Genomic DNA, 25,432 nt, shown 5'->3' with positions numbered 1-25,432 from the left:
CACGGGCGGCCCTGCCGATCAGAGGCAGGACGCTCGGCCAGGCCGCCGCCAGCCTGGCCGCCCGCACCGCCTGGCCGGGGTTCCTCAGCCGGGGAAGCGGCCCGTGGAGCGCAGGAGCCAGCGGCGCTCCGCGTACGCCAGGTCGTCCCGCCACAGGCGCCCCGCCGCGGCCCGCACCAGGGGCCGCAGCAGTGGTGCCGCCCGGCGGGCGACCGCGAACCCGCGCCGGTCCGAGGCGGCCACCACCGCCTCGACGACCGCCGTGCGCGGGCGGCCCCGCTCGTCCGCGCCGAGCGGCGTGGCATGGGTCTCCACGACGGAACCCCGCCCCTCGCCCTCGACCACCCGCATCACCACCGTACGGGGCTCGGGCGCCGTGAACACGGCCCGCACCGGCACCACCAGCCGCCCGGCCACCTTGAACGACACCTCCACGGTGAACCCGTCGCCGCCGTCCGACTCCGCCCCCTCGGTCACCGTCAGGTCGACGAAGGAGTGCGGGTGGAACCAGGCCCCGTGCCAGGGGTCGAGACGGTTGGCGACCACGTCCTCGGGCTCGCACGTCCCGACCCCGACGTACACCGCGGACAGCGCGCCCGCGAGCGCCGGGCGCGGCGGCACCACCGGCGCGTCGAGCGGGGGTTCACCGCCGACCTCGTCGAGGCGGACCCACACCAGCACACCGTCGTCGTACACCGGATACGGCTCCCAGCCCGCGAACGGCTTCCCGTCCAGGGCGAGTCCGTGCCAGTGGCACACCAGCGTGCCGCAGCGCACGGGACTGTCCCGCAGCGGCGCCCCCAGATGCGGGCAACCGCCGGGACCGGCCACCGGCCGCCCGTCGGCGCGGCGCCAGACCACCACCTCACGGTCCGTGACGGTCCGCGCGAGCGGGCGCCCGGCTTCGAGGTCGCGGCTGGCGCCGACGACGTACCAGTTGCCGGAGGGCCGGGCCCGCGCCCGCTTCACCGCCCCGGCGATCACGGCGGGCCGCGCCTCCCGCCAGGTGGGGCGCTGCCGCTCCCACGGCACGGGGCGGCGCCGCAGGGAGAGCGGGAAGCGGTACCCGCCCGGCGTACGGGGGTTCACGCGACCTCCCCGTGCCGCCGGGTCAGCGGGACGGCCCGGGGCCGGGCGCGCAGCCGTGCCGCGGCCACCCGGGCGGCCCCGTCCGCGGCGACCACCGCCCGGCGCCGCCGCGGCACCACGACCCTGCGGTGCAGCACCGGGTAACCGGCGTCCGCCACGGCGTCCAGGATGCCGCCGTACAGCACGTACGCGGCGCGGATGCAGGGCCGCGCCACCGGGTCGAGCATCGCCAGGCCCGGCGCCGCCTCCCGGTACACGCCCCGGGTCAGCGCCTCGAACTCCCGCAGCGCGGCGGTGATACGGCGGTCCGCGCGGCCGGTGTCGCGGCTCCAGCGCAGCAGCGGCCGGTGCACCCCGTGCGCGGCGAGCAGGTCGGCGGGCAGGTAGACGCGGCCCCGGTCGAGGTCCTCGCCCACGTCCCGCAGGAAGTTGCTCAACTGGAAGGCGACGCCGAGCGCGGCGGCGTGCGGCGCGGCCTCCGCGCGCGGCACCACCGTGCCCAGCACCGGCAGCATCTGCAGGCCGATCACCGCGGCGGAGCCGTGCACGTAGCCGCGCAGGTCGGCGTAGGACGGATAGTCCGTCACCACCAGGTCCGCCCGCATCGACGCCATGAAGTCGGCGAAGTGCGCGTGCTCGATGCCGTACCGGCGGGCGGTGTCGGCGAGCGCCCGCACCACCGGGCCCTCGCCGTGCGCCGTACGGCGGCCCGCCGGGGCCACGGGCTCCTCCTCGCGCCCCGCGCGCAGCCCCCGCTCCAGCCGCGTGTGCAGCGCGGACAGCGCGGCCACGCGCTCGGCGGGCCGGAAGCCGGGATCGAGGGAGTCGACGATGTCGTCCGCCCAGCGGGCGAAGCCGTACAGGGCGTGCACGGCGGGCCTGCGGGCGACCGGCAGCAGCCGGGTGGCGAGGAAGTACGTCCTGCCGTGCCGGGCGTTGAGGGCGCGGCAGAACCGGTAGTCCGCCCGCAGCGCCGGGTCGGTGATGCCCGCCGCGTCCAGCTCCCGCGCGGTCATGCGGCGGCTCCCCGGGCGAGGGCCCGCGCGGTCCGGCGCGCCCGGGGCACGCCGGTGACGCGGGCGGCGGCCAGCTTCCCGGACACCAGCACCGTCGGCACCCCCACCCCCGGTGTCGTACCGCACCCGGCGAGGACGGCGTTCTCGGTGCCGCGCACCAGGTTGCGGGGCCGGAACGGGCCCGTCTGGGCGGAGGTGTGGGCCGCCGAGAACGGCGTACCGGCGGCGTGCCCCTGGGCCGCCCAGTCGGCCGGGGTGACCAGGCACTCCGCCTCGACCGCGGCGCCGACGCCGTCCAGGCCGCGCCGCTCCAGGTGCCCGAGCAGCTCGTCCCGGTAGCGGGGGCCGAGCGCGGCCCAGTCGGCGGCGCCGGGGCCGACGTCGGTGTTGGGGCACGGCGCGAGGACGTAGTGCAGGTGGCGGCCCGGGGGAGCGAGGTCCGGGTCGGTCGCGGTGGGCCGGGTGATCAGCAGGGAGGGGTCGCTCATCAGCCGCCCGGCGCGCGTCAGTTCACGGAACGTGCCGCGCCAGGCCGCCCCGAACGACAGCGTGTGGTGGCCGAGGTGCGGCCAGGTGCGGTCCGTGCCGAGGTGCAGCACCACCGCGGACGGCGCGTGCCGCAGCGCCAGCGGACGGCGCGGCGCCCCGCCAAGCAGCCGGTAGGCGACCGGCAGGTCCGGGGTGAGGACCACGGCGTCGCACGGCACCCGGTCCCGGTCGGTGACCACGGCCGTGATCCGCGCTCCGGACCGCTCAAGCCGCGTCACCCGCTCACCGAACCGCAGCTCCGCGCCCGCGTCGGCGGCGGCGTCCGCCATCGCCCGCGGCAGCGCGTGCATCCCGCCGCGCGGGAAGTACACCCCGGCCACGGTGTCCATGTAGGCGATCACCGCGTACGCCGCCAGCGCCCGCTCCGGCGGCACCCCGGCGTACAGCGCCTGGAAGGAGAACACCCGCCGCAGCCGCTCGTCCCGCAGGAACCGCCCGATCCGGGCGTCCAGGCGGCCGAACCCGCCGAGCGCCGCCAGCCGGGCCAGGTCGGCGCCGACGATGTCGAACGGCGAGTCGAAGTTGGCGTCGATGAAGCGGCGCATCTGGGCCCGGTACAGCCGCTCCAGCCAGCCGCGCAGCCGCAGGTACCCGGCGGCCTCCCCGGCCCCGGCGAACCGCTCCACCTCGGCGGCCATCGCGTCGGCGTCGGTGTGCACGTCCAGCGCGCCGCCGTCCGCGAAGCGGGCCCGGTAGGCCGGGCGCAGCCCGATCAGCTCCACCCGCGCCCGCAGGCTGTCGCCCACCGCGGCGAACGCCTCCTCCGCGAGGTGGGGCATGGTCAGCACCGTCGGCCCGGTGTCGACCCGGTACCCGCCGAGGTCCAGCCGCCCGGCGCGGCCCCCGGGCAGCGCCTCCCGCTCGACGACGGTCACCCGGCGCCCCGCGCCCAGCAGGTGCAGCGCCGCCGACAGCCCGGCGAGCCCGGCACCCACCACCACGACGTGGTCCGTACGCCCCGGCACCGCCCGCGTCACCCCCGCACCTCCCCGGCACCGGGCCCTGCGGTCGGGGCATTCGGCCGCGCCCGTCCGGGGGAACCCGGCGGCGCCGCCGGGCACGGGACGGGCGGCACCTGGGCCACGGGGTCGGCCTTCCCCTGGGTGGGGCGCATCCGGCATCCTCTCGTCGGGCTCGCGGACGGCACGGTCCGCCACGCCTTTCGGCGGTCACGCCGCGCACGGATGCGATCCGCGGCGGACGTCCGCGCCGTCCCTTTCCTTCCATGGCCAGCCCCTTCCATCGCGGCGCCGGGCGCGCGTCGCCCGTACGGGTGAGCCGCATCCGAAGGGGGACCCGGCCAGGAATGCTCACCGGAGGGACCCGGGAGCCAGGAGGGAGGCAACTGCCGTGGTCGACGCGGACGTCGCCATCGTCGGCGCGGGAGCCGCCGGGCTGTCCCTCGCGCACCGCCTCGCCGCACCGGCCGCCACCGGCACCCGGCGCCTGAAGGTGGTGCTGCTGGACGCCCCGCCCGGCCCGCTGCGCCCACCGACGCGCACCTGGTGCTACTGGGAACGCGGCCGGGGCCGCTTCGACGCCGCGGTCACGGCGACCTGGGAACGCCTGCGGGTGCGCCCCGCCACCGGCCCGCCGGTCGTCGGCGGCATCGCGCCGCTGCGCTACAAGATGATCCGGTCCGACGACTTCGAGTACCTCGTCGCCCACGACCTGGCGCGCGGCACCGGCGTCCGCCGCGTCCAGGGCACCGTCGACACCGTCGAGGACGTGGCCCAGGGCGCCCGCGTCCACTGGCACGACACCGCCGGACACCCCCACGCCCTGCACGCCCGCTGGGTGTTCGACTCCCGCCCCCTGGGCAGCCTCCCGGCCGCCCGCACCACCCTGCTCCAGCACTTCCACGGCTGGTTCGTCCGCACCGCCCGCCCCGTCTTCACCCCCGACACCGCCGACCTGATGGACTTCCGCACCCCGCAGCCCGCCCACGGCCTGTCCTTCGGGTACGTGCTGCCCCGGGGACGCCACGAGGCGCTGGTGGAGTACACCGAGTTCTCCGCCCGCCCCCTCACCCCCGACGCCTACGACAAGGCCGTACGGCACTACGCCCACGACGTCCTGCGCCTCGGGGACCTGGAGGTGGTCGCCACCGAGACCGGCGTCATCCCGATGACGGACGCGCGGCTGCCCCGGCAGGTCGGTGCGTCCGTGTTCCGCATCGGCGCCGCGGGCGGCGCCACCCGCCCCTCGACCGGCTACACCTTCGCCGGGCTGCAACGCCAGACCCGCGCGGTCGCGGACGCCCTGCGCCGGGGCCGCCGCCCGCTGCCCCCGCCCGCCCACTCCGCCCGCGCCCGCGCCATGGACGCGGTCCTGCTGCGCGCCCTGGACAGCGGCCTCGTCGACGGACCCGCCCTGTTCACCCGCCTGTTCACCCGGGTCCCGCCCCCACGGCTGCTGCGCTTCCTGGACGGCGGCACCACCCTGCCCCAGGACCTCGCCATCGGCCTGCGCGCCCCGGTCGGCCCGATGCTCCGCGCGGCGGCCCAGGTACCCCGCCTGCCCCGCCGCCCCTTCGACGGCTGCTGACCCGGCCTGACTTCCGGAGACCCGACGACCCCGCTGGAGACTTCATGACGCTGCTGCGCGACGAACACCTCGCCGCCGCCTTCGACCACGCCGCCCGCGGCTACGACCTGCTCACCGCCGCCAGCCCCGGCTACCACGCCCACCTGCGCCGCTCGGCGCGCAGGCTCGGGCTGCCCCGGTACGGCGAGGGCCTGCGCGTCCTCGACCTCGGCTGCGGCACCGGCGCCTCCACCGCCGCCCTCGCGGAGGTGCTGCCCGGCGCCCGGATCACCGCCGTGGACGCCTCCGCGGGCATGTTGGAGCGGGCGGCGGCCAAACGCTGGCCGGACGGCGTGGACTTCGTGCACGCCCCGGCCGAAGGGCTCGCCGACGCCAGCGTGAACGGGCCGTTCGACGCGGTCTTCGCCGCCTACCTCTTCCGCAACGTCAGCGACCCCGACGCCGTCCTCGCCACCGTGCGCGACGTGCTCGCCCCGGACGGCAGACTCGGCGTGCACGAGTACACCCTCAGCGGCCGTCGCGCCGACCGCGCCGTGTGGACGGCCGTCTGCCGGGGCCTCGTCCAGCCCGTCGCCACCGTCCTCGGCGACGGCCAGCTCTACCGCTACCTGTGGCGCAGCGTCGTCGACTTCGACACCGCCGACGCCTTCGCGGACCGGCTGCGCGCCGCGGGCTTCGAGCACGTCCGCACGCTCCCGCTGCCCGGCTGGGAGACCGGCATCACCCACACCTTCGTCGCCCGCCGCGCCCGGCCGGAGGCCGCCGAGTGAACCGGCCCCCGCAGCCCGCGCGCCGGGGCCGCGACCGACGGGCCCGCGTCCTGCTCCCGCCGCCCGGCGCCCCGCGCGTCACCGCCGACCCGCCGCCCGCCGTCGCCGTCGTCGGCGGGGGCATCGCCGGGCTCGCCGCGGCGACCGCGCTCGCCGAACGCGGTGTCGCCGTGACGCTGTACGAGCGTGAACCGTGGCTCGGCGGGCGGGTCGCGGGCTGGCCGACCGTCCTCGCGGACGGCACCGGGGTGACGATGAGCCGCGGCTTCCACGCCTTCTTCCGCCAGTACTACAACCTGCGCGGACTGCTACGCCGTACCGATCCCGGCCTGGACCGCCTCACCGGCCTGCCCGACTACCCGCTGCGCCACAGCGACGGCCCGCGCGACAGCTTCCGCCGGGTGCCGCGCACCCCGCCGCTCAGCGCCCTCGGCTTCGCCGCCCTCAGCCCCTCCTTCGGCGCGCGCGACCTGCCCGGCCTGGACCCGATCGCCGCGCTGCCGCTGCTCGACGTCCGGGTCCCCGAGGTGTACGACCGCCTCGACGACACCAGCGCCCATGACTTCCTCGACGCCGTGGGCTTCCCGGACCGGGCCCGCCACCTGGCGTTCGAGGTGTTCTCCCGCAGCTTCTTCGCCGACCCCCGGCACCTGTCGGCGGCCGAGATGGCGCTGATGTTCCACATCTACTTCCTCGGCTCCGCCGAGGGCCTGCTCTTCGACGTCCCCCACGCCCCCTTCCCCCGCGCCCTGTGGGAACCGCTCGCCGCCTACCTGCGCGGACACCGCGCCGACCTGCGCACCGGCACCGCCGTCGAGGCCGTCACCCCCACCCCCGACGGCGGCCACACCGTCGCCACCGCCGACGACGAACGGCGCTACGACGCCGTCGTGCTCGCCCTGGACACCGCGGGCCTGCGCGCCCTGGTCGCCCGCTCCGGCCAACTGGCCGACCGCGCCTGGCGGGAGGGCGTCGCCCGGCTGCGCACCGCGCCGCCGTTCCTCGTCACCCGGCTCTGGCTGGACCGGCCCGTCGCACCGGAGCGGCCCGGTTTCCTGGGCACCAGCGGCTACGGCGGCCTGGACAACGTCAGCGTGCTGGAGCGCTGGGAGGACGAGGCGGCCGGGTGGGCGCGGCGCACCGGCGGCTCCGTCGTCGAACTGCACGCCTACGCCGTGCCGTTGACCCGTCGCCGGGAGGAGGCGGAGCGGGACCTGCTGCGCCAACTGCACCGGATCTGGCCGGAGACCCGGGCGGCGAAGGTCGTCGACGCCCGCCACGAATGGCGCGCCGACTGCCCGCTGTTCCCGGTCGGCGGCTACCTGTCCCGGCCGACCGTGCACACCCCGCACCCCGGGCTCGTCGTCGCGGGCGACCTGGTGCGCACCGGGCTGCCCGTGGCGCTGATGGAGCGCGCGGCGACCTCCGGGTTCCTGGCCGCCAACCGGCTGCTGGACCGCTGGGGCGTACGCGGCCAGACCCTGTGGACCGTCCCGGACCGCGGACGCCACGCCCCGCTCCGCGCGCTGGCGGGCTGGGCGGCCCGCCGGGAAGCGGTGTAGGGCCTTCGGCGTGGGGCTGGGCCGCGCCCTCCCCGGTCAGCCGTTCGGCAGGATCACCGCGCGGCCCTCGACCTTCCCGGCGTGCAGGCGCTCGTAGGCGAGCGGGGCCTCGTCCAGGGAGTACGTCTCGGTGTGCACGGACACCGCACCGGCGCGGGCCAGCGCCAGCACCTCGATCAGCTCGCCGCGGCTGCCCCAGTAGGGGGCGTTCACGGACACCTCGAACGGCAGTCGGCCGAACCCGACCGGCAGGGCCGCGCCGCCGATGCCGACGATGCTGATGTCGCCCTCGACCGCCGCGACCGCGCCCGCCGTGGCCACGGTGGGCTCCACGCCGACGAAGTCGAAGACGGCCTCGGCGCCCAGACCGCCCGTCAGCTCCCGTACCGCGTCCGCCGCCCGGGCGTCGGACAGCACCGTCTCGTGGGCGCCCACCGTCCGGGCGAGCCGCAGCTTGTCCTCGGAGACGTCGAGCGCGATGACGCGGGCCGGGGTCAGCGCCCGCAGCAGTTGGATGGCCACGTGCCCGAGCCCGCCGGTGCCGATGACGACGGCCGTGGACCCCGGCACCAGCTTGACCAGGGACCGCTTGATCGCGTGGTACGGCGTCAGCCCCGCGTCGGTGAGCGGTACGGCGGCGACGGGGTCGAGGCCCGCCAGCGGCACCAGGTGCCGTACGTCGTCGACGAGCAGGTACTCGGCCATCGAGCCGGGGGCGCCCAGTCCGGGCGGGCGGATGTTCAGCTCCTCGGCGCGCAGGCAGTAGTTCTCCTTGCCCTCGGCGCACTTGGCGCAGGTACCGCACCCCCAGGGCCCGTACACCGCCACGGCGTCCCCCTCGGCGATGCCGCGCACCCCGGCGCCCAGGGCGGCGACGGTGCCGACGCCCTCGTGGCCGAGGGTGAGGGGGAGCGGGTAGGGGAAGCCCTCGGCGGGCCAGCTCATCACCGCGATGTCGGAGTGGCACACCCCCGCCGCGGTGACCTTGAGCAGGACCTGCCCCGGGCCCGGCTCCGGGTCGGGGACGGTCACGACCTCGGGGGCGGCGCCGATGGTGCGGTACTGCAGTGCCTTCATGTCCGGACTCCTTCGGCCGTGCGGGGGGATGCGGGTCCGCCGGAACACCTCCCTCAGTGTGGCCGGAAACCGCCGGTGTGGCCTGTTGTGTCCCGTGGGGCCGTCCGTGGCGGAGGGCTACTGGATCTTGGCTCGCTATGCTTCCTGGCATGTCTTCGCCAACGCCGCCCGTCGCCCCCGCCCCGTCCGCCCCCGCCGCGCCGTCGCGCCGACCCCGGCCCGTCGTGGCCGTGGCCGTCGCCGTGGGCCTGCTGCTGGGCGGCGGCGGGGTCGGTGTGGCCTGGGCGCTCAGCGGCGAGGACACCGCGACCGGCGGTGCCGCGGCCGACGCGCGCGCCGCCTGCCAGGCGCTGGACGGCTTCGAGGAGTCGGACTACACGGTTGACGGGGCCCGGGGTGAGATCGCGGTGAACCGTTTCGCCGCCGCCACGGTCCTGTCGGCCGCGGCGGCGGCCGGGGACCCGGAGTACAAGCCGCTCGCCCAGGCCCTGCGCGAGGCGCGCGACCGGCACGCCCAGACCTTCGACCTGGCCGACGCCACGGTGCGGAAGCCGCTCCGCACCGCCCGCGACCTCTGCGCCGACCTGTGACTACCCGCCGAGCCTGACCCGGGCGGCCACCGGCAGGTGGTCGCTGCCGGTCGCGGGCAGGGTACGCACGTGGCGGACCGTCGCCGCGCGGGCCATCACCTGGTCGATCCGGGCCACGGGGAAGGCCCCGGGGAAACTGAACGCGAACCCCCGCTCCGCCGTGTTCAGCCGGGCGGTCAGCGGGCGCAGGCCGCGGTCGTCGACGGTGCCGTTGAGGTCGCCCAGGAGGACCACCGCCCGCACCGGCTCGGCGGCGACGGCCCGCCCCAGCAGCCCGGCGCTCTCGTCGCGCCAGCCGGAGGCGAGACCGCTCGCCCGGACCCGGGCCGACGGCAGGTGCGCGACGTACGCGGCGACGTCGCCGTAGGGGGTGGCGGCCACGGCGCGCAGGCCGCGCTGCCACGGCTCGGTGATGCCCGCGGGCTTGATGTCCAGGTGCCGGGCGCCGGTGAGCGGGTACTTCGACCAGAGGCCGACGGTACCGCGCACCACGTGGTGCGGGAAGCGGGCGGCGAGTGTCTCCTCGTAGACCGGCAGCGCCGTGGGCAGCAGTTCCTGGAGGGCGATGAGGTCCGGGTCGGCGGCGGCGAGGGCGCGGGCCGTGCCCGCCGGGTCGGGGTTCACGTCGCTGACGTTGTGCTGGACGACGACCAGCTCGCGCGGGCCCGGTTCCGGCGCGGGCAGCAGCAGGGCGCCGAAGTGGTGCGTCCACGCCGCGACCGGCAGCAGCAGCGCCAGCAGCGCGGCGGCCGACCGGTACAGCAGGGCGAGCCCGACCAGTACGGCGGCCAGCAGGCCCAGCCAGGGCAGGAAGACCTCCAGCAGACTGCCGAGGCGGCCGACCCGGTTGGGCACCAGCCGGTGCCCGGCCAGCAGCAGCGCCGTCAGCGCGGCGGCGCCGGTGAGCAGCGCCGTCGGCCGTCGTCCCACGGCCGCCCACCGGCGGTTCGTACCGGGTTCCCTTGATCGAATTCGTCCCACGGTCCAGGGACGAGCGGCGGTGGGGCGACGGTTCCGCCGCCCCACCCCCGGTCAGGGACGGGAGGCGGCGCCCAGCGCCCGGAAGTGGCGGCCCGGCCACCAGAACCGGCGGCCCAGGTCCAGGGCGAGCGCCGGGACCAGGACCGTCCGCACGAGGAACGTGTCCAGCAGCACGCCGATGCCGACCAGGACGCCCATCTGGGCCATGGTCACCAGCGGCAGCCCGGCGAACACGGCGAACGTGGCGGCGAGCACCACACCGGCCGAGGTGATCACGCCCCCGGTGCTGGTCAGCCCCTCCAGGACGCCCCGGGCGTGGCCGAGGCGGGCGGTCTCCTCCCGGACCCGGTGCATCAGGAAGATGTTGTAGTCGATGCCGAGCGCGACCAGGAACACGAAGCCCAGCAGCGGCAGCGACCAGTCGACGCCCGCGAAGTCCAGGACGTGCTCGAAGAGCAGGTTCGCCGCGCCGAGGGCCGCCAGGTACGACAGCACCACCGTCGCCAGCAGCACCAGCGGCCCGATCAGCGCCCGCAGCAGCAGCACCAGGACACCGAGGACCACCAGGAGCACGACCGGCACGACCACGCGCAGATCGCGGTCGGTGGCCCGCTGGGTGTCCAGCGTCTCCGCGGTGGTGCCGCCGACCAGGGCGTCCGCGCCGTCCACCGCGTGGACGGCGTCCCGCAGCCGGTCGACGGTGTGCTGGGCGGCGTCGCTGTCCGGGGCGCTGGCCAGCACCACCGACAGGGCCACGAGCCGCCCGTCCGCGGTCCGGTCGGCGTCCGCCGCCACCCGGGCCACCCCGTCGACCCCGGCCGCCGCCCGCCGTACCTCGGCGGCCCGGTCGGCGCGGGCGACGACGGTCGCCGGGTCGGAGGCGCCCGACGGGTAGTGCGCCGAGATCCGCTGCTGCGCGACGACCGACTCGGGCTCGTCGTGGAACATCTCCGCCTGGGTCAGCCCCATCGAGATCCCCGCCGTGCTCAGCGCCAGCACCCCCGTCACGGCCACCGACATCAGCCACGACCAGCGCGGACGCCCCGCCACCGCGGCCCCGACCCGCTGCCAGACCGTACGGTGCTCCCGGCCGGGCGTGCCGTACCGCGGCACGAACGGCCAGAACACCCAGCGCCCGCAGACCACGAGCAGCGCGGGCAGCACCGTGACCATCGCGAGGTAGGCACACACCACCCCGATCGCGCCCACCAGCCCCAGTGAGCGCGAGGAGTTGACGTCGGCGAGGGCCAGACAGCACAGGCCCACGGCGATCGTCGCGGCCGACGCCAGGACCGCCGGGCCGGAGCGGTGCAGCGCGATCCGCATCGCCTCGTGGCGGTCGGCGTGCCGGTGCAGCTCCTCGCGGTAGCGGGCGATCAGCAGCAGCGCGTAGTCCGTGCCGACCCCGAACACCAGGACCATCAGCACGCCCGAACTCTGCGGGTTGACCGGCAGCCCGGCGTGGCGCGCCAGCAGATAGGCGCAGACCTGGGTGAGGACCGCCGCGAAGCCGACCGACAGCAGCGGCAGCAGCCACAGCAGCGGGCTGCGGTAGGTGATCAGCAGCAGTACGGCCACGACGAGGCCGGTGGCGAGCATCAGGGTGGTGTCCAGGCTGTCGAAGACCGCGACCTGGTCGGTGAGGGACCCGGCCGGTCCGCCGACGGCGACGGACGTGCCCGGCGGCGCGTTCGCCCCGGCGGCCTCGCGCAGCTCGTCGACGTCGCCGGTGAGGTCGTCCTCGGTGTCGAGCGGCACCACCGTCAGCCAGGCCTCGCCGTCGTCGGACGGCACCGGCGCCGCCACCCGCTGCCCGGGCGCGGCGAACCGGGCGAGGGCGGTCCGCTCCGCCGCGGCGGTCGCCGCCGCGCCGTCGCCGGTGTAGACGACCACGGCGGGCAGCACGGTGTCCGTGCGGAACTGCTCCAACTGGGTGTTGACCCGCGCGGACTCGGCGCCCCGGGGCAGGAAGGCGTTGGCGGACGTGTCCTCGACGTCGCCGAGCTTCCCGGCCAGCGGGCCGAGGGCGACGGCCAGGACCAGCCAGGCCGCCAGGACCAGCCAGCCACGGCGGGGGTGCCCCCAGCCGCGGCGTGCGCCCGGGGACCGGGCGGCGCGCTTCAGCAGCGCAGACATGAGTAGTCTCCTTGCGTGGGAAAGAGCGCCCCCGCCCGGCCGGAGACGGCCTGGCGCACGGGCGCACGGGATCCGCGCCACGGCGTGTGAGGTGTGACGACCTGCCGTGGCATGGCGGACGGATGGGTCCGGGGTGCGTTCTTCCTCGGTACGGCCGGGAGTTGCCGCTCCCGGCCGTACGCTCCCGCACGGCCCGGCGATTTCGGTCGCGCGTAGTGGCGCTACTCGATCTCGCGCATCATCTTCTCCATGGAGCCGACCGCGAGCCGGGTCTGCGTCAGCTCGTCCAGCAGTTGCCGCTGCTCGTCGACCGTCCGCCGCTGCAACTCCACGGTGTCCTCCAGCAGACGCGCGTACCGCTCGGCCAGCTCCTGGTACTGCCGGTCACGGGCGGCCAGCATCCGGGCGCGCCAGGTGGCGGCGACCTGCCAGACGATCACGATCAACAGGCTGAACATCCCGGCCGCGCCGACGGCCCCGACGACGAAGCCGAGTTCCTCGGCTCCGGCGGCGACGGTCACGACTTCCTCATTCACTTCGCCTCTTCTTTCTCTGGTTTCTCCGGCAGGGGGAGTGTCGCGGCGGCCCTGGCGACGACGCCGGGCGTCAACTCGTAGAAGAACGGGGCCACGTCGAAGAACCGCATCAGCTTGCCGTCCTCCGCGGCCTCAAGGGTGCCGACGATCAGTCCGGCCGCCTCCAGGCGCTGGAGGTGCATGTGCAGCAGCGGGCGGCTCATGCCGATCTCGCGTGCCAGCGCGCTGACGTAGTTCCGCCGCTCCAGCAGCGCCGCGACGATCCGCATCCGGTGTGCGTTGCCGAGCGCGGAGAGCACCCTGAGCAGTTCCTCGCCCGTTGGCGCCGGGGGCGGGACCTCGGGCATCGCGGCCCCTTTCCGTCGTACCTGTAAGAAAACCCTGACAGTACCGGGAGGACCTGTCAAAGATTCCTGACACATATCAGGGTCGGGTGGGGGACACCTCAGGGTCGGGTCGGGGTCGGCGTGCGAGATCGGGCGGACCCGCCCGCGGGGCGGCGGCTAGACTCCGGGACAGCTCGTTGGACGCCGTGTCCAACCGTCCGGCGACAGGAGGTCAGGCATGGCCAGTCGTGGTGGTGGCAAGCGCGGACCGAGCCAGAGACCCGCCGAGCGGTGACACCGTCACCCGTGCCGGGCCGCCGCCGGGAGTGCGAGCGGCTGGCGGAACTGCTCGACGCCGTGCGGGGCGGCGAGAGCCGGGCCCTGGTGCTGCGGGGCGAACCAGGCGTGGGCAAGACGACGTTGCTCGCCCACCTGGTGGAGCGGGCCCGCGGCTTCCAGCTCGTCCGCGTCACGAGCGTCCAGTCCGAGATGGAGCTGGCGTTCGCCGGACTCCACCAGGTGTGCACCCCCTTCATGGACCGGCTCGCGCGCCTGCCCGCCGCCCAGCGCGACGCGGTCAGCGGAGCGCTTGGGCTCGGGTCGCGGCGCGCGCCCGACGGCCTGCACGTCGCCCTGGGCGTGCTCGGCCTGCTCGCCGAGGCCGCCCGGGACCGGCCCCTGCTGTGCGTCGTCGACGACGCGCAGTGGCTCGACCGGGCCTCCATGCAGAGCCTGTCCTTCGCCGCCCGCCGACTGCACGCGGAGTCGGTGGCCATCGTCTTCGCCGTCCGTACGGAGGACGACGCCCCGCCCACCGGCGCCGAACCCGTCGGCCTGCCCGAACTGCCCGTCCAGGGCCTGCCCGACGCCGACGCCCGGGCGCTGCTGCGCTCCGTGCTCCCCGGCCCCTGGGACGAGCACGTGCTCGGCCGGGTCGTCGCCGAGACCCGCGGCAACCCGCTGGCCCTGCGGGAACTGCCCAGGACCTCCACCCAGGTGGAGCTGGCCGGTGGCTTCGGCCTGCCCAGCACCCGGCCCGTGACCGCCCGCATCCAGGAGGCGTACCAGCGGCGGATCGCCGGACTGCCACCGGAGTCACGGCGGTTACTGCTGGTGGCGGCGGCCGACCCGACCGGCGAACCGGCACTGCTGTGGCTGGCCGCCGGACGGCTCGGCATCGACCTCGAAGCCGCCGCGCCCGCGGTCGCCTCCGGCCTGATCGAGATCGGCGACCTGGCCAGGTTCCGCCACCCGATGGTCCGCTCCGCCGTCTACTGGGCGGCCTCCACCGACGACCGGCGCCGCACCCACCGCGCCCTCGCGGACGTGACCGACCCGGCGACCGACCCCGACCATCGCGCCTGGCACGCGGCACACGGCGCGCCCGGCCCCGACGAACAGGTCGCGGCGGAACTCGAACACCGCGCCGGACAGGCCCGCACCCGCGGCGGCGTCGCCGCGGCCGCCGCCTTCATGGCCCGCGCGGTGGAACTCACCCCCGACCCCGCCCGCCGCCAGGAACGCGCCCTCGCCGCCGCGCGGGCCACCCACGAGGCGGGCAACCCCGAGACCGCCCTGCGCCTGCTGTCCATCGCCGAGGCGGGCCCCCTCGGCGGCCGACGCCGCGGCGAGGTGGACCTCGTCCGCGCCCGCGTCGCGTTCACCACCCACCGCGGCAGCGAGGCCCCCGTCCTGCTGCTCAAGGCCGCCAGTCAACTCGCCCCCCACGACGCCGCCCTCGCCCGCCGGACCTACCTGGAGGTCATCGACGCGGCCGTCTTCGCCGGACCGCACGCCTACGGCAGCGGCCAGTTCGAGGCCGCCACCGCCGCCCGCGCCCTGCCCGCCCCGCACACCCCCCGCCCGACCGACCTCCTGCTCGACGGGCTCGCCCGCCGCGTCATCGACGGCCACACCGCCGCCGTACCCGCCCTGCGCGCCGCCCTCGCCGCCTTCCGCCAGCCGGACACCGACCCCGAGGATGCGCTGCGCTGGCTCTGGATGATCTGCGTGACCGCCGTGGGACTGTGGGACCACGAGACCCTCGCCCTCCTCGCCGACCGCTACCTGCGGCTCATCCGGGAGAGCGGCCAGGCCATGGGCCTCCCCCTGGCGCTCACCATGCGCTGCGTCGTCCACGTCCTCGACGGCGAACTCGCCCAGGCCGCCGCGCTCGCGGACGAGGTGGAGACCGTCTCCGAGGCCGTCGGTATCGCCGCCCCGCTCTACGCCGCGCTCTTCGTCACCGCCTGGCGGGGCCGCGAGGCGGAGTGCGTGGACCTCGGCCGCCGCGCCGACGAGGGCGCCGTCCGGCGCGGCGAGGGCGTCGGCCCCGTGGTCAGCGGCTGGGCCAGGGCCGTCCTCTACAACAGCCTCGGCCGGTACCAGGAGGCCGCGGACGCCGCGCACGCCGCCTTCCGGGACTACCGCCTGCTGGAGATGGGCATCCCGGTCTGGTCCCTCGTCGAGTACATCGAGGCGACCGCCCGGGGCGGCGCGCCCGACGACGCCCGCGACGCCCTGCGCCGCCTCACCGAGCTGACCAGGGCCAGCGGCTCCGACTGGGCCCTGGGCATCGAGTCCCGCTGCCGCGCGCTCGTGACCGACGGGGCGGACGCCGAGGCCGCGTACACCGAGGCCGTGCACCGGCTCGGCCGCACCCGGCTGCGCGGTGAACTGGCCCGCGCCCACCTCCTCTACGGGGAGTGGCTGCGCCGCCAGCGCCGCCGCTCGGCCGCCCGCGAGCACCTGCGCACCGCCCACGACCTGTTCGCCGCCCTGGGCATGGACGGCTTCGCGCATCGCGCCACCCGCGAACTCGCCGCCACCGGCGAGAACGTCCACCAGCGCGTCGTCGACGCCAGCAGCGACCTCACCCCGCAGGAGAACCAGATCGTCCGCCTCGTCCGCGAGGGCCTGACCAACCCCGAGATCGGCGCCCGCCTCTTCATCAGCCCCCGCACGGTCGAATGGCACCTACGGAAGATCTTCACCAAGCTCGGCGTCACCTCCCGCAGACAGCTCCACCTCCCGGCGCCGCAGGAGTGACCGCCGCGCGGCGAGCGGCCGGAGAAACCCGGTGGACACCGCGGGGTGCCAGCCGCGAGCGTGGGCGGAATGCAGCAGGAGAAGATCTGGGACGCCGACGCCGCCCAGCGCTATGACACACCCGGCTCCGGAATGTTCGCCCCCGAGGTGCTGGAACCGGCCGTGGACCGGCTCGCCCGGCTCGCGGGCGGCGGAGCGGCGCTCGAATTCGCCATCGGGACCGGCCGGGTGGCCGTCCCCCTCGCGGAGCGGGGGGTACCCGTCACCGGCATCGAGCTGTCGCTGCCGATGGTGGAGCGACTGCGCGCCAAGGCCGACGAGGCGACGATCCCCGTGGTCATCGGGGACATGGCGACCACCACCGCCCCGGGGGAGTACACCCTCGTCTACCTCGTGTACAACACGATCTCCAACCTGCTCACCCAGGAGGAGCAGGTGCGGTGCTTCCGCAACGCGGCCCGCCACCTCACCCCGGGCGGCCGGTTCGTCATCGAACTCTGGGTGCCCGAACTGCGCAAGCTCCCGCCGGGCCAGACGGCCACCGTCTGGAACTCCGAACCCGGCTACATCGGGCTGGACACCTACGACGTCCTGCACCAGCACGTCGTCTCGCACCACTTCCACTTCGACGAGACCGAGCAGGCGCGGCTGTTCCGCAGCCCCCACCGCTACATCTGGCCAGCCGAACTCGACCTCATGGCCCAGCTGGCCGGTTTCGAGCTGGAGAGCAGGCACGCGGACTGGTCAGGCGCCGAGTTCACCGCGGAGTCCCGCTCCCACGTCTCCGTCTACCGGCTCCCCTGACGTCGCCGGGGGCGGGGGTCAGCAGGTCGCGGGCCGGGTCTCGCCAGGGGCGAAGGCGTCCCGGACCCGGGTGTCCGGTGGGCCGACTTCGGCGCACAGGGCCTCGTACGGGTCGGTGAGGGGCGCGGTCGGGACGCGGCGTACGACGGCGTCGTAGGTCCCGGTCAGCAGTTCGCTCCCCGTGCGGCTGAAGGCCAGGGTCGCGGGCGCGGCGCCGACGGGGACGGGGACGCCCACCGGCCGGTGGGTGGCGGTGTCCCGGAACTCGATGTGGCGCTTGGTCGCCAGCGCCAGGACGCTGCCCGTGGGGGCGACCGTGACCGCAGCGGTGGTCGCGCCGTCGCTGATCTCGACGGGGCTGCCGACCGGGCGTCCCGTGGTGGCGTCCCAACCGCGCAGCAGGGCGTCGCCGGTCACCGTGACCAGCTCCGTCCCGTCCGCGGTGAAGGCAACCGCCCGGACCAGGCGGGTCGCGCCGACGGAGTTGCCGACGACCGTCAGCGGCTCTCGCGGGTGGCAGTTGCGCTCCCGGTGCGACAGGACCGCCCACCCCAGGGACCCGACCAGGGATCCACCCGGGTGTGACCCGTGTCCCCGCCAGGGATAGTCGGTACGGCCGACCCCAAGCGCGTACCCGATGCTCCCGGACCCCGAGTCCCGCCACCCAGAATCGAGGCGCCATGCAGCAGGCAGAACCCGAGACCCGCCCCACCGGCCAGTCACCGCCCGAGCCGCCGCACGTCACCCTCACCCTGCGCGTCAACGGCACCCCGCACACCCTCCGGATCGACGCGCGCGTCACCCTCCTCGACGCGTTGCGCGACCACCTCGGCCTCACCGGCGCCAAGAAGGGGTGCGACCAGGGGGCCTGCGGTGCCTGCACGGTGATGGCCGACGGCAGGCGGGTGGTGTCGTGCCTCGCGCTGGCCGCCCAGTACGAGGGACGGGACATCACCACCGTGGAGGGCCTCGCCACCGACGGTACGCCGCACCCCGTGCAGGAGGCGTTCGCCCGGCACGACGCCTTCCAGTGCGGCTACTGCACCCCGGGCCAGGTCATGTCCGCCGTCTGCCTCATCGCGGAGGGCCGGGCGGGCACCGAGGAGGACATCCGCGAGTTCATGAGCGGCAACCTCTGCCGCTGCGGCGCCTATCCGAACATCCGCGCGGCCATCCGCGACGTCACGGCGGAGCGTTGATCATGCAGCCCTTCGAATACACCCGCGCCACCGCGGCCGACCAGGCCGTGGCCGTGGTGAGCGCCGACCCGGGGACCTCCTTCCTCGCCGGTGGCACCACCCAGCTCGACCTCATGAAGGACGGCGTGCTCCGCCCGGAGCGCCTCGTCGACATCACCGGCCTCCCGCTCGGCGGCATCACCCACACCGGCTCCGCCGTCCGCGTCGGCGCCCTGACCACGATGGAGGAGCTCGCGGCGGACGGCCCCCTGCGCGAGCGGCTCCCCTTCGTCCGCGAGTCCCTGCTGCTCGGCGCCTCCACCCAACTGCGCAACATGGCCACCATCGGCGGCAACCTGCTCCAGCGCGCCCGGTGCCGGTACTTCCGCGACCCGTCCGTGCCCGCCTGCAACAAGCGCGCCCCCGGCTCCGGCTGCGCCGCCATCGACGGCATTCACCGGATGCACGCGATCCTGGGCACCAGCGACCACTGCATCGCCCTGCACGCCTCCGACGTCGCCGTACCCCTGGTCGCGCTCGACGCGGTCGTGCACATCCAGGGCATGGACGGCACCCGCTCGGTCCCGCTCACCGGGTTCCACCTGCCGCCGGGCGACACCCCGCACGTGGAGAACGTGCTGCGGCACGGCGAGCTGATCACCGCCGTCGAGATCCCGCTGCTGCCGGAGGGCACCAGGTCGCACTACCTCAAGGTCCGCGACCGGGTGTCGTACGAGTTCGCCCTGACCTCCGCCGGAGTGGCGCTGCTCGTGGACGACGGCGTCATCCGGGAGGCCAGGACCGCGCTCGGCGGCGTCGGCACCGTGCCGTGGCGGTGCCGGGGCGCGGAGGACGTCCTGCGCGGCGCCCCGCCCACCGCGGACACCTTCCGTGCGGCGGCCGAGGCGGCGCTCGAAGGCGCCCGGCCGCTGCCCGGGACCGCGTTCAAGGTGGAACTGGCCAGGCGCACCCTGGTGCGCGCCCTCGAAACCGTGGCGGGAGCGTCGGCATGACCACTCTGGAAACCGGCCGGATCGTCGGCGCGGGCCTCGACCGCGTGGACGCCCCGCTGAAGGTGAGCGGAGCGGCCCCCTACCCCAACGACTTCGCCGTCCCCGGCATGGTCCACGCCGCCCTGGTCGGCAGCACCGTCGCCGCCGGGCGGATCACCGCCATCGACACCACCGAGGCGCTCGCCGCGCCCGGCGTGCTCGACGTCATCACGCACCTGAACGCCCCACGACTGGAACGCGGCCCCATGACGCTGCTGGGCGGCTCCCCGCCCGCGCCGCTGCGGGACGACCGCGTCCTCCACCACGGCCAGCACATCGGCGTCGTCGTCGCCGAGAGCGCCGAACAGGCCCGGCACGCGGCCTCCCTCGTCCGCGTCACGTACGAGACGTCCAAGGCCGTACTCGACGTCGACGACCCCCGCGCCGAGATCCTGGACAACCCCTGGGGCCTGGACACCGAACGGGGCGACGTGACCGCCGGGTTCGCGCGGGCGGACGTCGTCGTCGACGAGCGGTACACCACCCCCGACAACACCAACAACCCCCTCGGCCTGATGGCCACCCTCGCCCACTGGCAGGGCGACGGCCTCACCGTGCACGACTCCACCCAGTGGCCGCACAACGTGCGCACCACCCTCGCCACGGTCTTCCAGGTCCCCGAGAGCGGCATCCGCGTCCTCGCCCCCTTCGTCGGCGGCGGCTTCGGCGCGGGCCTGCGGGTCTGGTCGCACGTCATCCTCACCGTGCTGGCCGCCCGCCGGGTCGGGCGCCCCGTCAAACTGGTGCTCACCCGCCCCGAGATGTTCTCCTCCGTGGGCCACCGGCCCAACAGCGTGCAGCGGATCAGGATCGGCGCCACCCGCGACGGCGACCTCGTCGCCATCGAGCACCACGGCATGTCGTCGGTCGCGATGGAGGACGACGACTACGAGCCCGTCTCCTTCGGCTCCGCCGTCGCCTACGACTGCCCCCACGTGCTCACCCGGGACCGGCAGGCCCGCCTCAACATCCCCTGCCCCGGTTCCATGCGGGCCCCGGCCGAGGGGCAGGGCAACTTCGCCCTGGAGTCCGCCATCGACGAGGTGGCGTACGCGATCGGCATGGACCCGCTGGAGTTCCGGCTGCGCAACTACGCCGAGGAGCACCCGCTGCTCGGGCTGCCCTGGTCGAGCAAGGCGCTGCGGGAGTGCTACACCCAGGGCGCCGAACGGTTCGGCTGGGCGCGCCGCACCCCCGGCACCGGCTCCATGCGGGACGGCCGCTGGCTGGTGGGCTACGGCATGGCCGGGGTGTCGTACCCCTTCTACCAGGTGCCCTGCCAGGCCCGCGCCTCGCTGCGCCGGGACGGCTCGGCGTACGTGCGCAGCGCCGCCACCGACATCGGTACGGGCACGTACACGGTGATGACACAGCTCGCGGCGGAGCTGCTCGGCCTCGACGTGGGCCGGGTCCGCTTCGACCTCGGCGACTCGGACATGCCGTACGCGCCGCAGGCCGGTGGGTCCGGGCTGACCGGGGCGCTGGCCAACGCCGTGCACGGCGCGTGCCGACGGCTGGTGCAGGAGTTCCTCGACGTCGTTGCCGGTGACGAGGCGTCCCCGCTGCGCGGCGCCCTGCTCGACGACGTGACCGTCACCGACGGGCGCGTCCACCGGGTCGGGGACGTGGCGGCGGGGGAGTCGTACGGGGAGATCCTGGCCCGGCACGGTCTGGAGGAACTCAGCGCCGACGGCCGCAGCACGCCGCCGCGGTCGGAGGAGCTGGGCATGGCCGTCGCGGGCGCGTTCGGGGCGAAGTTCGTCGAGGTGCGGATCGACCCGGAGCTGGGACTGCTGCGGGTGGCGCGGGTGGTGTCCGCGATCGACGGCGGACGCATCCTCAACGAGAAGACCGCGGGCAGCCAGATCATCGGCGGCACGGTCGGCGGCATCAGCCAGGCCCTGTTCGAGGAGACCGCCACCGACGCGGGCACCGGGCGGATCGCCAACGCCACCTTCGGCGACTACCTGATGCCGGTGAACGCGGACGTCCCCGACATGGAGGTCATCTTCTGCGGCGGGCCCGACCGGGCCACCGCGGTCGGCACCAAGGGCGTCGGCGAGGTCGGACTCGTCGGTCTGGCCGCGGCCATCGGCAACGCCGTCCACCACGCCACCGGACGCCGTCTGCGGTCGCTGCCGTTCACCATCGACCAGTTGATGCTCTGAGGGGCCCCGCGCGTGAGCGCCCCCGACACGACCGTGGCGCTGACCGACCCTTCCGGCACCGCCTCGCCGCCCGCACCTCCGCTCTGCTCCGCCGCGCCGAGACCGCCCCACAGGAGAGACATGCTGGACATCGCTGAGGACCTGCACCGGTGGGTCGAGCAGGGGCATGACTTCGCCGTCGCCACCGTGACCGCGGTCACCGGCAGCGCGCCCCGGGGACCCGGCGCCGCGCTCGCCGTCCACCGCGACGGAACCGCCGTCGGGTCGGTCTCCGGCGGGTGTGTGGAGGGCGCGGTGTACGACCTGTGCCAACAGGCCCTGGACGACGGCCGACCCGTCGTCCAGCGCTTCGGCTACGGCGACGAGGACGCCTTCGCCGTGGGGCTGACCTGCGGCGGTGTGCTCGACGTGCTGGTCACCCCGGCGCGTGCCGGGGACGCCGGACGGGACCTGCTCGCCGCCGCGCTGCGGGCCGTGCGCGCGGGGGAGACGGTGGCGCTGGCGCGCGTGGCCGACGGTCCCGCCGAACTGCTGGGCCGCGGGCTGCTGGTCGCGGCGGACGGCTCCTGGCGGGGCACGCTGGGCGACGCGCCGGGCCTGGCGCGTACGGTGGCGGCGGAGGCGCGGGCCCTGCTGGAGGTGGGCCGCACCGGGACGGTCGTGGTGGGCGCGGACGGCTCCCACTGCCACCAGCCGCTGACGGTGCTGGTCGAGTCCGCCGCGCCGCGCCCCCGGCTGATCGTGTTCGGCGCGATCGACTTCGCGGCGGCGCTGGTACGGCTCGGCGGGTTCCTCGGCTACCACGTCACCGTCTGCGACGCGCGCCCCGTGTTCGCCACCCGGGCCCGTTTCCCGGACGCGGACGAGGTGGTCGCCGACTGGCCGCACCGCTACCTGGAGACCACCCGCGTCGACCACCGCACGGTGCTGTGCGTCCTCACCCACGACGCCAAGTTCGACGTACCGCTGCTCACGCGCGCGCTGCGGCTGCCGGTCGGGTACGTCGGGGCCATGGGGTCCCGGCGCACCCACGAGGACCGGCTGCGGCGGCTGCGGGAGGCCGGTGCGACGGACCGCGAACTGGCGCGGCTGCGCTCACCGATCGGCCTGGACCTGGGCGCCCGCACCCCCGAGCAGACCGCGCTGTCCATCGCGGCCGAGTTCGTCGCGCACCGCCACGGCGGCTCGGGCCTGCCCCTCACGTCCACCCGCACGCCGATCCACCGCGACCCCGCCGAAACGCTCCCCGAGCCCCCGACGCCCCCACTGACGCGCGCCAACACCCCCCTCTTACCGCTTCCTTAGGATGCTCGCATGGCTTCCACCACTCGACGCCCCTCCAGCGCGGCCGACCGAAGGGCCGTACTGGAGAGACGGATCTCGTCCGTGATCGAGGACCGTCTGCGCCGGGGCGCCAGCTACACCGAGCTGAGCGTGGGGCAGATCGCGCACGCCGCGGGGATCTCCCGGTCGACGTTCTACCTCTACTTCCGGGACAAGACCGACGTCCTCCTCCGCCTCAGCGACTCCCTCAGGAAGAAGGGCTACGAGATCGCCGCGTCCTGGCGGCCCACCGGACCCGGCGGCGGCCTCGACGGCCTGGCCCGCACCTACGAGCGGGTCCTGCGGCACTACCGCGCCCACGTGGCCGTGCTGACGGCGGTCAACGAGGTCGCCGCCTACGACCCCCTGGTGCACGACGCGTGGCTCGCGGCCGAGGACCGCTGCGTCGACGACCTCGTCACGGTCCTGGAGGAGGAGCGGCGCGCCGGACGCACACCGACGAGCGTCGACCCCACCCGCACCGCCCGCCTGATCGTGCACGGCAGCGACCAGGCCCTCACCCGCCAGGCCGCCCACGGCGACGCCACCGACGACCCCGCCGTCGCCACGGACCTGGCCCGCACCTACTGGTACGGCGTCTACCGCCGCCCCGGCGAGGGCGGCTGACTGCGGGTCAGGGGCGGGCTCGGGCACCGGGGGCTTCGGTGGGTGGTGCGGTGGTCGTTCGGGGTGGTGAGGGTGATCGGCAGGGGGGCGGCGTCGGGGGCGGCGGTGTGGAGGGCGTCCGTGGCGGTGCACAGGAGCTGGGACGCCGCGAGGTCGGTCAGTTTGCCCGTCGCCGGGGACAGGGCGATGGAGACGCGGTCGGTGGCCGTCGTCACCGTCAGGAGTTCCGCCGCGGGCTCCGCCTGTCCGGGGGCCCCGGTGGGCGCCACCGCCGAGGTCGGCAGGGCGGCCGGGATGGCCGCGGTGGGCGCGAGGGCCGTGGTGAGGCCCTTGCGGCGCTCCTGCGCGGTGGGGCCCCGCAGCAGTGCCTCCAGCGCCGCCTCCACGGTGACCGGCGCGGCGATGCGGCGCGGGACGGTGACCAGGGTGCCGTCCGCCACGAGGTACACCCGTACCGTCGGCACGACGCCGCTGGCGGGCACGCCCGCCTCCACCACGCCGGTCGTCGGGATGCCGCAGGAAGTGGCGGCGCACAGGGCGGCAGCCAGGAGCGCGGCCCGGCGGGGGCGGAGGGTCATGAGCGGGGCTCCCCGGTCGTCGGCGTCGGGTCCAGGGGGAGTACGACGGTGAAGACGGCGCCGCCCTCGGGGCGGTTGGCCGCGTGGACGGTGCCGCCGTGCACCCACACGTTCTCCGCGGCGATGGCGAGGCCGAGACCGCTGCCCTCGGTGCGGGTGCGGGCCGTGTCCGACTTGTAGAACCGCTCGAAGACATGCGGCAGCACGTCGCCGGGGATGCCCGCCCCGCTGTCCAGCACCTCGATGACCGCCCGCCGCGCCCCGCCCGCCCGCTCACCCTCGTACAGGCGCAGCCGGACCGGCCGCGCGCCGTGTCGCAGCGCGTTGCCGACCAGGTTGGCGACCACGACGTCAAGGCGGCGCGGGTCGACCCGGCCGCGCAGCGCGTCGGGCGGCGGCAGCTCGCAGTCGACGACGTCGCTCCAGGCGCGGGCGGCGAGGGTGCGCCGCAGCGACTCGGCGAGGTCGATCTCGTCCAGGTGCAGCACCGCCGCGCCCGCGTCGAAGCGGGAGATCTCCATCAGGTCGTCCACGAGCCGGGTCAGCTTCACCGTCTCCTCGCTGATCAGCCGGACGGCGGTGGCGGTGTCCGGGTCGAGTCCGGCGGCGTCCTCGTCGAGCACGTCGGTGACCGCCGACATCGCCGCCAGCGGCGTCCGCAGCTCGTGCGAGACGTCCGCCGCGAACCGGCGCGCCCGCGCCTCCATGCCGCGCAGCTCCGCGACGGACTTCTCCAGCGCCGCCGCCGTCTCGTTGAACGTGTGCGACAGATCGGCCAGTTCGTCCGAGCCGTTGACCGCGAGCCGGGTGTCAAGGCGCCCCTCGGCGATGCTGCGGGTCGCCCGCCGCAGCGCCCGCACCGGCCGCAGCACCCCGCGCGCGGCGAGCAGCGCCAGCAGCACGGCGAGGGCCAGCGCGGGCACGGCGGCCCGCTCCACCGCGCTGACCAGGGCGTCGACGTACGCCTGTTCCGTGGTCTGCGGCACCGTCAGGAACACCCGCACCCCCGAGGGCGTCCCGGTCTGCGCGCCGGGCCCGGCGAAGGTGATCGACATGCCGACCACGAGCGAGGTGTGGTCGCCGCTGCTGACCCGCTGGAAGACGGTGGCCACGCTGGAGTCCACGGCCCGCCGCACGGCGGGTGTCAGCTCCGGGAAGGGGTCGCCGGGGCGGGAGGTGGCGCTCAGCTCGCCGTAGGTGGCCAGCACCCGCCACGTCCCCGACGGGTCGGCGTGCGCGACGCCCTCCGCGAACCGCGCCAGCTCGGCCTCGTCGGGCGGGAAGCCGAGGTCGGGGGCGAGGCGGCCGACCTGGGTGCGCAGCAGGGTGATCACCGTGTCCTGGCTCTGCTGGAGCACCCCGGTGCGCGCCTCCCGGAAGGTCAGCGCGCCCGTGGTGGTGGCGGTGACCGCGGCGACCAGCGCGAACGCCACCACCAGCCGGATGCGCAGACCGCGCGGCTGGGGGAGCCGGAC

Annotated in this window: 22 protein-coding genes; 11 read left to right on the top strand and 11 right to left on the bottom strand. The window is 75.7% G+C overall.

All coding sequences use genetic code 11. The annotated features are described in order from the left end of the window. Window positions 1–84 precede the first annotated feature (84 nt). From ACFQZ6_RS01525 to crtI, 3 genes are read right to left on the bottom strand one after another with little or no spacing between them, the layout of a single operon-like run. Complete coding sequence (locus ACFQZ6_RS01525) at window positions 85–1,089, bottom strand: DUF5914 domain-containing protein (protein WP_381604509.1); 1,005 nt, start codon at window positions 1,087–1,089, stop codon at window positions 85–87. Then, complete coding sequence (locus ACFQZ6_RS01520; RefSeq protein ID WP_381604508.1) at window positions 1,086–2,105, bottom strand: phytoene/squalene synthase family protein; 1,020 nt, start codon at window positions 2,103–2,105, stop codon at window positions 1,086–1,088. Before ACFQZ6_RS01520 ends, ACFQZ6_RS01525 begins: the two co-directional genes overlap by 4 nt. Beyond that, window positions 2,102–3,631: a phytoene desaturase family protein gene (gene crtI / locus ACFQZ6_RS01515; protein WP_381604507.1), complete on the bottom strand. Its 1,530-nt coding sequence runs from the start codon at window positions 3,629–3,631 to the stop codon at window positions 2,102–2,104. The genes ACFQZ6_RS01520 and crtI overlap by 4 nt, the downstream gene beginning before the upstream one ends. A 373-nt stretch (window positions 3,632–4,004) precedes the next feature. Between crtI and ACFQZ6_RS01510 the strand changes: the two genes are divergently transcribed. From ACFQZ6_RS01510 to ACFQZ6_RS01500, 3 genes are read left to right on the top strand one after another with little or no spacing between them, the layout of a single operon-like run. Then, the gene (locus ACFQZ6_RS01510) at window positions 4,005–5,201 is read left to right on the top strand and encodes a lycopene cyclase family protein (RefSeq protein WP_381604506.1); all 1,197 of its coding nucleotides are present in this window, start codon (window positions 4,005–4,007) and stop codon (window positions 5,199–5,201) included. Between the two features lie 44 nt (window positions 5,202–5,245). Then, window positions 5,246–5,971 (top strand): class I SAM-dependent methyltransferase, encoded by a 726-nt coding sequence (locus ACFQZ6_RS01505; RefSeq protein WP_381604505.1) that lies wholly within the window; start codon window positions 5,246–5,248, stop codon window positions 5,969–5,971. Beyond that, window positions 5,968–7,533 carry an FAD-dependent oxidoreductase gene (locus tag ACFQZ6_RS01500; protein WP_381604504.1) on the top strand — a complete coding sequence of 522 codons (1,566 nt, stop codon included), beginning with the start codon at window positions 5,968–5,970 and terminating at the stop codon, window positions 7,531–7,533. The genes ACFQZ6_RS01505 and ACFQZ6_RS01500 overlap by 4 nt, the downstream gene beginning before the upstream one ends. A 36-nt stretch (window positions 7,534–7,569) precedes the next feature. Here the strand turns inward: ACFQZ6_RS01500 and ACFQZ6_RS01495 are convergent, their stop codons facing one another. Beyond that, window positions 7,570–8,610, bottom strand: coding sequence for an NAD(P)-dependent alcohol dehydrogenase (locus ACFQZ6_RS01495; protein WP_381604503.1), 1,041 nt, complete (start codon window positions 8,608–8,610; stop codon window positions 7,570–7,572). 149 nt (window positions 8,611–8,759) lie between these two features. On the opposite strand from ACFQZ6_RS01495, the gene ACFQZ6_RS01490 reads away from it, so the two are divergent. Continuing rightward, the gene (locus ACFQZ6_RS01490; RefSeq protein WP_381604502.1) at window positions 8,760–9,200 is read left to right on the top strand and encodes a hypothetical protein; all 441 of its coding nucleotides are present in this window, start codon (window positions 8,760–8,762) and stop codon (window positions 9,198–9,200) included. Here ACFQZ6_RS01490 and ACFQZ6_RS01485 read toward each other — a convergent pair whose 3' ends face one another. From ACFQZ6_RS01485 to ACFQZ6_RS01470, 4 genes are all read right to left on the bottom strand, one after another. Continuing rightward, window positions 9,201–10,109, bottom strand: coding sequence for an endonuclease/exonuclease/phosphatase family protein (locus ACFQZ6_RS01485; RefSeq protein ID WP_381617982.1), 909 nt, complete (start codon window positions 10,107–10,109; stop codon window positions 9,201–9,203). 123 nt (window positions 10,110–10,232) lie between these two features. Then, on the bottom strand, window positions 10,233–12,317 hold the full coding sequence (locus tag ACFQZ6_RS01480; RefSeq protein WP_381604501.1) for an MMPL family transporter: 2,085 nt from the start codon (window positions 12,315–12,317) through the stop codon (window positions 10,233–10,235). A gap of 221 nt (window positions 12,318–12,538) precedes the next feature. Beyond that, on the bottom strand, window positions 12,539–12,853 hold the full coding sequence (locus ACFQZ6_RS01475; RefSeq protein ID WP_381604500.1) for a hypothetical protein: 315 nt from the start codon (window positions 12,851–12,853) through the stop codon (window positions 12,539–12,541). After that, complete coding sequence (locus ACFQZ6_RS01470; protein WP_381604499.1) at window positions 12,850–13,200, bottom strand: ArsR/SmtB family transcription factor; 351 nt, start codon at window positions 13,198–13,200, stop codon at window positions 12,850–12,852. The genes ACFQZ6_RS01475 and ACFQZ6_RS01470 overlap by 4 nt, the downstream gene beginning before the upstream one ends. 270 nt (window positions 13,201–13,470) lie before the next feature. Here ACFQZ6_RS01470 and ACFQZ6_RS01465 point away from each other — a divergent pair, with 270 nt between their 5' ends. Continuing rightward, window positions 13,471–16,227, top strand: coding sequence for a helix-turn-helix transcriptional regulator (locus tag ACFQZ6_RS01465; protein WP_381604498.1), 2,757 nt, complete (start codon window positions 13,471–13,473; stop codon window positions 16,225–16,227). 69 nt (window positions 16,228–16,296) lie between these two features. After that, entirely contained in the window at window positions 16,297–17,031 is a 735-nt protein-coding gene (locus ACFQZ6_RS01460) for a class I SAM-dependent DNA methyltransferase (RefSeq protein WP_381604497.1), read from the top strand. 18 nt (window positions 17,032–17,049) lie between these two features. On the opposite strand, the gene ACFQZ6_RS01455 is transcribed toward ACFQZ6_RS01460, so the two are convergent. Further along, complete coding sequence (locus tag ACFQZ6_RS01455) at window positions 17,050–17,448, bottom strand: hypothetical protein (protein WP_381604496.1); 399 nt, start codon at window positions 17,446–17,448, stop codon at window positions 17,050–17,052. A gap of 263 nt (window positions 17,449–17,711) precedes the next feature. Here ACFQZ6_RS01455 and ACFQZ6_RS01450 point away from each other — a divergent pair, with 263 nt between their 5' ends. The 5 genes from ACFQZ6_RS01450 (at window position 17,712) to ACFQZ6_RS01430 (ending at window position 23,379) form a co-directional block, all read left to right on the top strand. Further along, on the top strand, window positions 17,712–18,230 hold the full coding sequence (locus ACFQZ6_RS01450) for a (2Fe-2S)-binding protein (protein ID WP_381604495.1): 519 nt from the start codon (window positions 17,712–17,714) through the stop codon (window positions 18,228–18,230). Window positions 18,231–18,232: 2 nt separating this feature from the next. Then, on the top strand, window positions 18,233–19,222 hold the full coding sequence (locus ACFQZ6_RS01445) for an FAD binding domain-containing protein (protein WP_381604494.1): 990 nt from the start codon (window positions 18,233–18,235) through the stop codon (window positions 19,220–19,222). After that, window positions 19,219–21,429, top strand: coding sequence for a xanthine dehydrogenase family protein molybdopterin-binding subunit (locus ACFQZ6_RS01440; protein WP_381604493.1), 2,211 nt, complete (start codon window positions 19,219–19,221; stop codon window positions 21,427–21,429). Before ACFQZ6_RS01445 ends, ACFQZ6_RS01440 begins: the two co-directional genes overlap by 4 nt. A gap of 120 nt (window positions 21,430–21,549) precedes the next feature. Then, the gene (locus ACFQZ6_RS01435; protein ID WP_381604492.1) at window positions 21,550–22,734 is read left to right on the top strand and encodes an XdhC family protein; all 1,185 of its coding nucleotides are present in this window, start codon (window positions 21,550–21,552) and stop codon (window positions 22,732–22,734) included. Window positions 22,735–22,743: 9 nt separating this feature from the next. After that, a complete protein-coding gene (locus ACFQZ6_RS01430; protein ID WP_381604491.1) occupies window positions 22,744–23,379 on the top strand; it encodes a TetR/AcrR family transcriptional regulator in 636 nt (211 codons plus the stop codon). Here the strand turns inward: ACFQZ6_RS01430 and ACFQZ6_RS01425 are convergent. Then, window positions 23,352–23,957 (bottom strand): hypothetical protein, encoded by a 606-nt coding sequence (locus ACFQZ6_RS01425; RefSeq protein WP_381604490.1) that lies wholly within the window; start codon window positions 23,955–23,957, stop codon window positions 23,352–23,354. The genes ACFQZ6_RS01430 and ACFQZ6_RS01425 overlap by 28 nt on opposite strands. Next, window positions 23,954–25,393: a sensor histidine kinase gene (locus tag ACFQZ6_RS01420; RefSeq protein ID WP_381617979.1), complete on the bottom strand. Its 1,440-nt coding sequence runs from the start codon at window positions 25,391–25,393 to the stop codon at window positions 23,954–23,956. The genes ACFQZ6_RS01425 and ACFQZ6_RS01420 overlap by 4 nt, the downstream gene beginning before the upstream one ends. Between the last annotated feature and the right edge of the window lie 39 nt (window positions 25,394–25,432).

This window comes from Streptomyces flavalbus, assembly GCF_042674625.1.
GTDB classification, from domain to species: Bacteria; Actinomycetota; Actinomycetes; order Streptomycetales; family Streptomycetaceae; genus Streptomyces; species Streptomyces flavalbus.
Note: the sequence above shows the minus strand (reverse complement) of the source record. Positions and strands in the feature narration are given on the sequence as shown.